Genomic DNA, 9,854 nt, shown 5'->3' with positions numbered 1-9,854 from the left:
ACCCCGCTCCCAAACAGCAGCCGCCAAAAGCAAGCGATCAGACCGGCGTAGTCCCCGTGTCCGGCTCGCGCACACCAAACGGCTTGCCAGGCAGCGGAATGAATTCCGTCTCCCCAGGCACATGTCCCATGCGCTGCGCAGCCCAATCGGCACCCGCTTCGAGGATGCGCTCACGACGGCTCGAAACGAAATTCCAAGTGATGTAGCGCGGCCCATCCAGAGGCTCGCCACCGATCACCATCAGGCGCACCGCCGAGTCGGAAGTCAGCACACCGCCCTGCCCTTCAGGCAGCACAGCCATCGTGTGCGCCGGCACCGCCTCGCCGTCGACATTGGCATCCGCGTCGACGGCATACACAGCCAACTCCCGCGCCAGCGCGGGCAACTCGAAACGGCCACCCGCCGGCAATGCGATGTCCAGGTAGACCGTCTGCGACAACGTCTTCACCGGCGAGCGCACGCCAAAGGCCTCGCCCACCAGCACGCGCACCGCCGTGCCTTGCTCGGTAACTTCCGGGATCGCGTCGGACGGCGTGTGCACGAAACTCGGCGCCACCTCTTCGTACGCCTGCGGCAATGCGGCCCACAGCTGCAGCCCGTGGTTCACGTACGTGTCGGCCTTCAGGCGCTCGGGCTTGCGCTCCGAGTGCACGATGCCGCGGCCTGACGTCATCCAGTTGATCGCGCCCGGCAAGATCTCCTGCACGCTGCCAAGGCTGTCGCGATGCATCATCGCGCCCTTGAAAAGATAGGTGACCGTCGACAGGCCGATGTGCGGATGCGGCCGCACGTCGTGCGCCGTGCCCGGCTGCTCGGTCGCCGGCCCGAAGTGGTCGAAGAACACGAACGGCCCGACCGATCGGCGCTGCGCCGCCGGCAACAGGCGCCGCACGTTGAAGCCGCCGCCCAGGTCCTTGTCGTGCGGTCGAAGCAGTTGGGTCTGGGGCGTGGTGTCGTCGGTCATCGTGGGCTTTCTTCGTGGGCGGCGGATTGCCTTTTTACTTTGCTGCGCGCGATCTTGCCACTTGGGCAATGCGCTCGCCAAATGCGCGCGCTGTCTCGAAATCGCCCTTGAACATTTCAGCCGGACTGGCATCGGAAGGCGATTGCGTCAGCAGGCCGCCGTAGCCGCCCACGTAGTTCATCGAGTCGCGCGTGGCCGCCTTGTTGTTGGTCGGCAGGATGCCCATGCTGACCCAGATGCCGCTGTGCTGCATCGCGAGCGTCCACAGGTAGGCCATGGTCGTGACCTTGTCGCCGTTCATGGTCGCGCTGTTGGTGAAGCCGGCGAAGAGCTTGTCTTTCCAGCCCTGCGTGTACCAGACCTTCGACGACGCATCGGCGAATTTCTTGAACTGCCAGCTCACGCCGCCCATGTAGGTGGGCGAGCCGAAGACGATGGCATCGGCTGCCGCCAGCATTTCCCAGCCGCCTTCGGGCAGGTTGCCGTCGGCATCGATGGCCAGCAGTTGCGCGCCCGCGCTCTCGGCCACGGCTTGCGCCACGCGCTGGGTATGGCCGTAGCCGGAATGGAAGACGACGACGATGTCGGCCATGTTCATGTGCTCCTTGATGGATTGAATGTTTGGATAGATGGGATCAACGCTTGTCGATGCTGAAGCGGCCGGGGCCGAAGGCAGCAAGGGCCAACAGTCCACCGGCAATCGCGATGTTCTTGTTGAAGTTGATCTGCTGCATCATTTTCATGGCTTCGGGCGCCGACCAGTACTTGTGGAAGAACAGCGCCGTCACCACGGTGAAGATCGCCATCACGATGGCGGTCCAGCGAGTCTTGAAGCCCAGCAGCAGCGCAATGCCGAGGCCCAGCTCGATGACGATGGCAACGGCGGCCGCCACTTCGGGCAGCGGCAGGCCGGCCGAGGTGATGTAGCCGACCGTTCCGCCGAAGCCCATGAGCTTGCCGATGCCGGCGGGAATGAACAGGAACGCGATCATGAGACGGCCGATCAGGGCCAGCGTGTCTTGTGCGGCGTTGGGGGTGGTGGTGGTTGTGGTTGTGGTTGCCATGGTTGAAAACTCCTCGGTTGTTTGAAATGGAAAGGCAGGAAAAAGGGAACAAGAAAAAGAAAAGCCGGGCGACGCGCGCCCGGAATGCATCACGCGGCCAGGTCGAACACCAGCACTTCGGCGTCCTTGCCGGCGGCCAGCGTCAGCTGCGATTCGCCTTCGAGCTTGGCGGCGTCGCCGCCCACCAGCTTCTGGCCATTGACTTCGAGCTCGCCGCGCACCAGGTGCACGTAGCTCTTGCGCTTCGGGTCCAGCGCCAGGCTGGCCTTTTCATCGCCGTCGAGCAGGCCCGCATACAGGCGCGCATCGGCGTGCACGGTGACCGAGCCGTCGCTGCCATCGGGCGAGGCCACCAGGCGCAGCTTGCCGCGCTTCTCGGCGTCGCTGAACTGCTTCTGCTCGTAGCCGGGCGCAATGCCACGCACGTTGGGCTCGATCCAGATCTGCAGGAAGTGCGTGGTCTCGTCCTTCTTGTGGTTGAACTCGCTGTGCATCACGCCGCGGCCCGCGCTCATGCGCTGCACGTCGCCCGGCGGAATGGACTCGATGTTTCCCATGCTGTCCTTGTGCGCCAGTTCGCCCGACAGCACGTAGCTGATGATCTCCATGTCCTTGTGGCCATGGGTGCCGAAGCCGGCACCGGCGGCCACGCGGTCTTCGTTGATCACGCGCAGGTTGCCGAAGCCCATGTGGGCCGCGTCGTAATAACCGGCGAAAGAAAAGCTGTGGAACGAGCGCAGCCAGCCATGGTCGGCATAACCGCGTTCCTGTGATTTACGGACTTGCAACATCGTCAGACTCCTTCTGTGGCCCTGCTCCGCGGGGAAGCCCGGGCCTTCTTCGTATGCCGCGCCGGATGCGCAGCGGATGAGAAGAACTTTAGGTCTGGGGGCGGTTCGGAAAGACGCCGCGGTTTGATGGCACCATTCAAATATTTTGATCAATGGAGCCGCCATGCCCAGCCCCAGAGACGTGCTGACCCCCGACGCCCTTGCCATGCTGCAAACCGTGGCCAGCACCGGCAGCTTTGCCGGCGCCGCCCGCGCCCTGAACCTGGTGCCCAGTGCGCTGAGCTACCGGGTGCGCCAGATCGAAGACGCGCTCGACGTGCTGCTGTTCGACCGCAGCGCCCGCCAGGCGCGCATTACCGAGGCCGGCGCCGAGCTGCTGCGCGAGGCCACCCGCCTCTTGAACGAAATCGACGCCGTGGCCAACCGCGTGAAGCGCGTGGCCACCGGCTGGGAGCCGATGCTGACCATCGCGGTCGACAGCGTGATCGCGCGCGACCCGCTGCTCGACCTGTGCACCGCGTTCTTCGCGCTCGAACCGCCCACGCGGCTCAAGCTGCGCGACGAAACGCTGCTCGGCACCATCGAGGCACTGACCAGCGGCGAGGCCGACCTGGCCATCGGCTCGGTGCTCGATGCCGCGAGCCTGGCGTTCACCGCCACGGGCCTGCGCAGCCTGCTGATCGGCGAGCTGCGCTTCGTCTACGCGGTGGCGCCGCACCATCCGCTGGCACGCCTGCCGCAGCCGCTGAGCGATGCGGTCATGCGCCAGCACCGCGCGGTGGCGGCGGCCGATTCGGCGCGCAGCGGACCGAGCATGACCGTCAACCTCATGGGCGGGCAAGACGTGCTCACGGTGCCGAGCATGCAGGCGAAGATCGCGGCGCAACTGCACGGCCTGGGCGGCGGCTTTTTGCCAGAGCCGATGGCGCGGCCCTACATCGAGGCCGGGCACCTGGTCGAGCTGCGGACCGAACGCCAGCCGCCGCTGGGCACCATGCATTGCGCATGGCGCGTGCGCAGCGCGGGCAAGCCGGGGCGCGCGCTCGAATGGTGGCTTGCGCAGTTCGAGCACGAGGCCACGCGTCGCGCGCTGCTCGAACGGCATCGCGGCCGCTAGGGCTCAGCAGATGGACCGGTCCATCGGGCGATGCGGCTAAGGGTGAGCCCTCAGGCGGCAGCCCATGCAGACCGATGTAGAGTGCGGACACATCCAACCGCATTCCATCCAGAAGAAAAGAGTCCGTCATGACCAAACGCGCAACTGCAAAGCCCGCCGACCGCCACCGAACTCCCACCGCCCCACGCCACTACGCCGTCGTCGGCGCCGGCATCGCCGGGGTGGCCTGCGCGCGCACGCTGCGACAGGCGGGCCACAAGGTCACGCTGTTCGAGCGCGACGACACGCCCGGCGGGCGCATGGCGAGCGTCGACACCGCCTTCGGCCGCTTCGACAGCGGCGCGCAGTACTTCACCGTGCGCGACCCGCGCTTTGCGCTGGCGCTGGAAACCACGCCCGGCCTGTGCAAACGATGGAGCGCCAACCTCGTGCGCGTGCTCGACGCCCATGGCCGCGTGGCCGAGGCGGCCCTGCCCTCGCTCGAAGCGCACTGGGTGGCGCAGCCCGGCATGGATGCACTGGTGGCCCACTGGGCCGCACCGCTGGGCGACAGCCTCATTACCGGCACGCAGGTCACGCAGATCGAGCCCGATGCGCTCGATGCCAAGCGCTGGCAGTTGCGCACCGCGGGCGCCGAAGAGTCGCAGCACGTGTACTCGGGCTTCGACGCCGTGCTGCTCGCCGTGCCGCCTTCGCGCACACGCGCCCTGCTGGGCGACGGCAAGCTCTCGGCCGCGCTCAGCCGCAAGATCGAATCGGTGCGCATCGCGCCCTGCTGGACGCTGATGATCGCCTTCCCGCAGGCCAACCAGCCGACCATGTCGCACCTGGGCCCGCAATGGAATGCGGCGCGCAGCACCCATCACCGCGTGGCATGGCTGGCGCGCGAATCGTCCAAGCCCGGCCGCGAACCCATCGAACGCTGGACGCTGCAGGCCAGCGCCGCCTGGTCGCAGGAGCATCTGCGCGACATGCCTTCGCGCGTCGAAGCCAAGCTGCTGCGCGCCTTCGCGGAAATCACCGGCATCCACGCCACGCCCGCGCACGCCAAGGCGCTGTGCTGGAGCGAAGCCCAGACCCAGGTACCCGTCGGCCAGACCCACCTGTGGGACGCCAAGGCCCGCATCGGCATCGCCGGCGACTGGTGCACCGGCCATCGCGTGGAAGACGCGTTCCTTTCGGGCCTCTCGCTCGCACTCGAAACCATCTGATCCGGGGATGGGGGAGACCGGCCGCTTCGCGCCCTCGCCCACCGGGCCGCTGCATGCGGGCTCGCTGGTGGCCGCGCTCGCGAGCTGGCTCGACGTGCGCGCCCGCGGCCCGCAGGCGCGCTGGCTGGTTCGCATCGAAGACGCCGATACCGAGCGATGCCTGCCCGGCATGGGCGAGCACATCCTGCAGCAACTGGCCGACTGCGGCCTGCTGCCCGACGAAGCGCCGGTGTGGCAAACGCAGCGCACGGACCGCTACGAAGCGGCACTGGCCACATTGCGGGCCCGTGGCCTTGCCTACCCCTGCGGCTGCTCGCGCAAGGACATCAACCAGGCATTGGCGCGCCTGGGCCAGCACCACGAGCGCCACGGCGAGCGCGTGTACCCCGGCACATGCCGCGACGGCCTGCATGGCAAGCCCGCGCGGGCGTGGCGATTCGCCACCGAAAAATTCGAATCCGACCGACCGCCCACCCCGGCCGTGCCCTGGCAGGACGCCACCGAACGCACGCAGGCCGGCGAACTCTGCTGGACCGACCGCCGCCTGGGCCGCCAGTGCCAGGACGTCAGCCGCGAGGTCGGCGACTTCGTGCTGCGCCGCGCCGACGGCCCGTGGGCCTACCAGCTCGCGGTGGTGGTCGACGATGCCGAACAGGGCGTGACCGACGTGGTGCGCGGCGAAGACCTCACCGACAACACGGCGCGGCAGATATTGCTGCAGCGCGCGCTCGGCCTGCCGACGCCCAGCTACCTGCACACGCCGCTGGTGCGCGGCGCCGATGGCGACAAGCTCTCCAAGCAGAACGGCGCCACGGCCATCGACACCGCGACGCCCGAAGCCGCGCTGGCCGCCCTGAACGCCGCTGCCCGCGTGCTCGGCCTGCGCCCCGCCACGGCCTCCGACTGCACGGCCGCGCTGGCCGGCTGGGTGCCCGAATGGCGCGCTCTCTACAATTCGCGGCCCACATGAACTTCCCCGACACCGTGCCCAACGACCTCCCGCGCAGCGACGACGCGCCCGCCTCCAACGACAGCCACGACAACGACGGCGACAACGGCGGCAGCGGCAACGACGCAGCCAAGCCGCACCCGCTGCACCGCCGCCTCAAGAGCTTCGTGAAGCGCGCCGGCCGCACCACCGACGGCCAGGCCCGCGCTTTCTCCGAGCTGGGCCCGCTGTTCCTGGTGCCCTACAAGCCCGAGCCGCTCGACCTGGCGGCAGCCTTCGGCGGCCGCGAAGCGCCGACCGTGCTGGAGATCGGCTTCGGCATGGGCGAAGCCACGGCGCATATCGCGACCGTGCTGCCCGACACCCATTTCTTCTGCTGCGAAGTGCACGAGCCCGGCGTCGGTGCGCTGCTCAAGCGCATCGGCGAGCAATCGATCTCGAACATCCGCATCTGCGCGCACGACGCCGTCGACGTGCTCGACCAGATGCTGCAGCCCGGCACGCTGGCCGGCGTGCATGTGTTCTTTCCCGATCCGTGGCACAAGAAGCGGCACAACAAGCGCCGGCTGATCCAGCCCGAATTCGTGACCAAGCTGGCGCGGCACCTGCGCCCCGGCGGCTACATCCATTGCGCCACCGACTGGCAACCGTACGCCGAGCAGATGCTCGAAGTGCTGGCCGCCGAACCGCTGCTGCGCAACACGGCCGAGGCCTATGCGCCCAAGCCCGCCTACCGCCCGCTGACCAAGTTCGAAAACCGCGGCATCAAGCTGGGCCACGGCGTGTGGGACCTGGTGTTCGAGCGCACCGCCGCCTGAACTGGCCGCCTGGGGTCCAGCGCCCGGACCTCAGTCCGCCGCGATGAAGCGGAACGGCACGCGCATCTTCGTGCGCACCGCACGGCCATCGGCATCGCGTGCCGGGTCGAAGCGCCAGGCCTTGACCGCCGCACTGACCTCCTGCGCAAACAGCCGGTGCGATGCGTACTCGATGCGCACGTCTTCCGGCCTGCCTTCCACACCGACATAGAAACTCGCGATCACCCGGCCGTCAGGTGCGCCGTCTTCGAGCAAGGCCTTGGGGTAGACCGGCATGCGCCGCGAACGCGCCACCGGGTCCGTGGCGACGGCACCGCCAACCATCGGCGGATCAAAGCGCCGCTCAGCCATGGGCGGCACGCCGATGACGGGAGGCCGCGGCGGCTCGGCCACGAGCGCCGGGGCCGAAGCCGGAGCGGACACAACGTCGGGCGCCGGCGCCGCCTCCTGCATCTCGGCCACCCTGAGCACCGGCGTCGTGCACCCCGCGAGCGCCATCGACACACCCACGCCCACCCACAGAACTGAATGTTTCATCAGGGAATTCTGACCGGGCACCCGATTCCCCCTTGGCCCTGAAATTGCTACACTTTTTTACTATTGTTCACGAGGGTATCGAATGAACACATCTCGCAGGGAATGGCTCGCACAGGCAGGTGGTGCCCTGTTGCTGGGAAGCGGGGTCGGCGGGTTCTCTCTCTCCGCCATGGCGCAAGCCACGCGGCCCGCGGCCGGCGGTGCGCCCCGCGTCGTGCTGCTCGGGCAGTCAGTGCCACTGACGGGCAACGCCAGTGAAATCGGCAACGCCTTCGCCGCCGGCAGCCGGCTCGCGGTGAGCGGTTTCAACGAGCGCAACGCAGCCACCGGCCTGCAGCTGAAGCTGCTTCAACTCGACGACGGCTATGACGCCGCCCGTGCCGGCGCCAACGCGCGCACCCTGCTGTCGACCAACAAGGCCGATCTGCTGTTCGGCTTCGTCGGCACGGCCAGCAGCGAGGCCGGTGCGAGCGTCGCCACGCAGCAGGGCAGCCTGCTCTTCGCGCCCTTCGCGGCTTCGGACACCCTGCGCGGCGCCGATCACCCCAACGTGTTCCATGTGCGCCCCGGCATGATCGACGAGGCACTCAAGATCGTGCGCCAGTGCTCCACCGTGGGGCAGACGCGCGTGGCGCTGGTGGGCGACGACGACGCCATGGGCCGCGCCGGCCTGGCCGCCGTGCAGCAGGCCATTGCCGAGCTCAAGCTCACGCCGCTGGTCGCGACCGCGCTGGTGCCGGCCAGCGGCAACAAGCTCGATGCCGCCCTGAAGACGGTGCAGCAGCAGTCGCCGCAGGCCATCGTGCTGGTGTCGCTCTCGGGCACCACGGCCAATGCCATCCGCTCGCTGCGCAAGAGCGGCTACACCGGCAGCTTCATGGCGTTTTCGATCGTCGGCATCGACCCGCTCTACGCCACGCTCGGCAAGGACATCGGCGGCATCGTCATCTCGCAGGTGGTGCCGTCGCCGCGGCCGTCAGCCATTCCCATCGTCAAGGAATACCTGGCGGCGGTCGACAACTCCGACCAGACGGCCTCGTACGAAGGGCTCGAGGGCTTCATCGCGGCCAAGGCCGTGGGCGAAGCGGTGCGCCGCGCGGGCAAGGGCTTCAACACCGCGAGCCTGCAGCGCGTGATGGCCGGCATGACCGACTACGACGTCGGCGGCTTTCGCATCAACCTGCGGCCCGGCCTGCGCGACAACGTGCGCAGCATCGACCTGATCAGCATCTCGGCCGATGGCCGCGTGCTGAGGTAGGCCGCACCCACGCCTTCACTCCGGGCTGTCGCGCAGCAGCTCGGTAAAGCGCTGCTGCACATACGACGCGGTGGCGCCCAGCGGCCGGCCCTGCAGCCAGAGCATGCGCACCGTCAGCCGGGGCAATGCCAGCGAAGGGCAAGGCACTTCCTGCAGTGCCTTGCGAAAGCCTTCGTAGCGCGCGATGTTGACGGGCAGCACGGCCCAGCCGAGGTTGTCGGCCACCATCTCGGCCGTGCTGTAGAAGCTGTCGCAGCGCCACACCCTGGGGCTGTAAGCCACCTCGTGCACGTCGTCGGCGTGCATCAGCAATTGCCGGTGCCGCACCAGGTCTTTGCGGCGAACGGTGCGGCCGTCGGCCAGCGGATGGTCGCTGGCCACGAACACGCCCTGCGGCACGCTGCCGATGTGGCGCAGGTCGAAGCTCGGCCACGCCGGGCCGCGGTCGAAATGAAACCCGACGCTCGCACGCTCCTGCTCCACGTAGTCGGCCACTTCGGTGGCGGTGCCATTGAGCACGGTGAGTTCAAGGCTGGGAAATTTCGCCGAGATCTCGCGCATCAGCGTGCCGATGGCCGTGTACGGCAAAGCCTCGTCGAAAGCCAGCGACAGCGCGGCCTCGTTGCCCGCGTTCAGCGACCGTGCGCGCTGGTCGAGCTGCTCGGCCTGCCGCAGCAGCTCGCGCGCTTCGAGCAGCAGCACCTGGCCCGCTTCGGACAGTTGCGCGTTGCGGCGCGAGCGGTCGAACAGCGCCACGCCCAGGTCGACTTCGAGCAGGCCGATGGCCGTGCTGACGGCCGATTGCGCCTTGCCCAGATGACGCGCCGCCGCCGAGAACGAACCGCACTCGGCGGTGGTCACGAATTGGCGCAGCTGATCGACGGTCCATTCCATTGCGTCCTGCCCGTCCGTTTATCTAGTCATCTATTTTGTTGATGAATTTCATCTTTATTCATCCATTTTAATGGCGCAACATGCGTTCATGACGATTTCTCGTACCCGTAAAGACATGGCACCGTTCGAGCTGAGCTGGTGCCACGACCCCGCCCAGGCCGACGCCATTGCCGCGTTGTTCCTGCGGCACTTGCGCCCCCACTACATCTCGCACTCCGAACTGCAGGAGCAGCGCGCCGTGGCCATCGGCG

Annotated in this window: 11 protein-coding genes; 5 read left to right on the top strand and 6 right to left on the bottom strand. The window is 67.9% G+C overall.

Translation table 11 applies throughout. The features are described 5' to 3' along the window. Positions 1 to 37: 37 nt before the first annotated feature. The 4 genes from DBV14_RS29485 to DBV14_RS29470 form a co-directional block, all read right to left on the bottom strand. Complete coding sequence (locus DBV14_RS29485; RefSeq protein ID WP_124464872.1) at positions 38 to 964, bottom strand: pirin family protein; 927 nt, start codon at positions 962 to 964, stop codon at positions 38 to 40. Positions 965 to 998: 34 nt separating this feature from the next. Next, on the bottom strand, positions 999 to 1,556 hold the full coding sequence (locus DBV14_RS29480; RefSeq protein ID WP_124464870.1) for a flavodoxin family protein: 558 nt from the start codon (positions 1,554 to 1,556) through the stop codon (positions 999 to 1,001). Positions 1,557 to 1,599: 43 nt separating this feature from the next. After that, positions 1,600 to 2,028 (bottom strand): DoxX family protein, encoded by a 429-nt coding sequence (locus DBV14_RS29475; RefSeq protein WP_124464868.1) that lies wholly within the window; start codon positions 2,026 to 2,028, stop codon positions 1,600 to 1,602. Positions 2,029 to 2,117: 89 nt separating this feature from the next. Continuing rightward, positions 2,118 to 2,819, bottom strand: a complete 702-nt coding sequence (locus DBV14_RS29470; protein WP_124464866.1) for a pirin family protein — start codon at positions 2,817 to 2,819, stop codon at positions 2,118 to 2,120. A 163-nt stretch (positions 2,820 to 2,982) separates the two neighbouring features. On the opposite strand from DBV14_RS29470, the gene DBV14_RS29465 reads away from it, so the two are divergent. The 4 genes from DBV14_RS29465 to trmB all read left to right on the top strand — a co-directional run bounded on the left by DBV14_RS29465 (position 2,983) and on the right by trmB (position 6,914). Further along, a complete protein-coding gene (locus tag DBV14_RS29465) occupies positions 2,983 to 3,936 on the top strand; it encodes a LysR family transcriptional regulator (RefSeq protein WP_124464865.1) in 954 nt (317 codons plus the stop codon). A 128-nt stretch (positions 3,937 to 4,064) separates the two neighbouring features. Then, a complete protein-coding gene (locus DBV14_RS29460) occupies positions 4,065 to 5,147 on the top strand; it encodes an NAD(P)/FAD-dependent oxidoreductase (protein ID WP_124464864.1) in 1,083 nt (360 codons plus the stop codon). Positions 5,148 to 5,154: 7 nt separating this feature from the next. Next, entirely contained in the window at positions 5,155 to 6,117 is a 963-nt protein-coding gene (gene gluQRS, locus DBV14_RS29455; RefSeq protein ID WP_124464862.1) for a tRNA glutamyl-Q(34) synthetase GluQRS, read from the top strand. Further along, positions 6,114 to 6,914 (top strand): tRNA (guanosine(46)-N7)-methyltransferase TrmB, encoded by an 801-nt coding sequence (gene trmB / locus DBV14_RS29450; RefSeq protein WP_124464860.1) that lies wholly within the window; start codon positions 6,114 to 6,116, stop codon positions 6,912 to 6,914. The genes gluQRS and trmB overlap by 4 nt, the downstream gene beginning before the upstream one ends. A gap of 30 nt (positions 6,915 to 6,944) precedes the next feature. Here trmB and DBV14_RS29445 read toward each other — a convergent pair whose 3' ends face one another. After that, complete coding sequence (locus DBV14_RS29445; RefSeq protein WP_124464858.1) at positions 6,945 to 7,451, bottom strand: energy transducer TonB; 507 nt, start codon at positions 7,449 to 7,451, stop codon at positions 6,945 to 6,947. 82 nt (positions 7,452 to 7,533) lie between these two features. Between DBV14_RS29445 and DBV14_RS29440 the strand changes: the two genes are divergently transcribed. Beyond that, entirely contained in the window at positions 7,534 to 8,709 is a 1,176-nt protein-coding gene (locus tag DBV14_RS29440) for an ABC transporter substrate-binding protein (protein ID WP_124464856.1), read from the top strand. A gap of 15 nt (positions 8,710 to 8,724) precedes the next feature. Here the strand turns inward: DBV14_RS29440 and DBV14_RS29435 are convergent, their stop codons facing one another. Further along, entirely contained in the window at positions 8,725 to 9,603 is an 879-nt protein-coding gene (locus DBV14_RS29435; RefSeq protein ID WP_124464853.1) for a LysR family transcriptional regulator, read from the bottom strand. Positions 9,604 to 9,854: the final 251 nt, after the last annotated feature.

The organism is Variovorax sp. KBW07, from assembly GCF_003852515.1.
Taxonomy (GTDB): Bacteria; Pseudomonadota; Gammaproteobacteria; order Burkholderiales; family Burkholderiaceae_C; genus Variovorax.
This window is presented reverse-complemented; position numbering and strand designations above follow the sequence as displayed.

Coding starts and splice junctions, on each gene's coding strand:
- DBV14_RS29485 (WP_124464872.1), bottom strand. CDS start 964: ATGACCGACGACACCACGCCCCAGACCCAACTGCTTCGACCGCACGAC.
- DBV14_RS29480 (WP_124464870.1), bottom strand. CDS start 1,556: ATGGCCGACATCGTCGTCGTCTTCCATTCCGGCTACGGCCATACCCAG.
- DBV14_RS29475 (WP_124464868.1), bottom strand. CDS start 2,028: ATGGCAACCACAACCACAACCACCACCACCCCCAACGCCGCACAAGAC.
- DBV14_RS29470 (WP_124464866.1), bottom strand. CDS start 2,819: ATGTTGCAAGTCCGTAAATCACAGGAACGCGGTTATGCCGACCATGGC.
- DBV14_RS29465 (WP_124464865.1), top strand. CDS start 2,983: ATGCCCAGCCCCAGAGACGTGCTGACCCCCGACGCCCTTGCCATGCTG.
- DBV14_RS29460 (WP_124464864.1), top strand. CDS start 4,065: ATGACCAAACGCGCAACTGCAAAGCCCGCCGACCGCCACCGAACTCCC.
- gluQRS (WP_124464862.1), top strand. CDS start 5,155: ATGGGGGAGACCGGCCGCTTCGCGCCCTCGCCCACCGGGCCGCTGCAT.
- trmB (WP_124464860.1), top strand. CDS start 6,114: ATGAACTTCCCCGACACCGTGCCCAACGACCTCCCGCGCAGCGACGAC.
- DBV14_RS29445 (WP_124464858.1), bottom strand. CDS start 7,451: ATGAAACATTCAGTTCTGTGGGTGGGCGTGGGTGTGTCGATGGCGCTC.
- DBV14_RS29440 (WP_124464856.1), top strand. CDS start 7,534: ATGAACACATCTCGCAGGGAATGGCTCGCACAGGCAGGTGGTGCCCTG.
- DBV14_RS29435 (WP_124464853.1), bottom strand. CDS start 9,603: ATGGAATGGACCGTCGATCAGCTGCGCCAATTCGTGACCACCGCCGAG.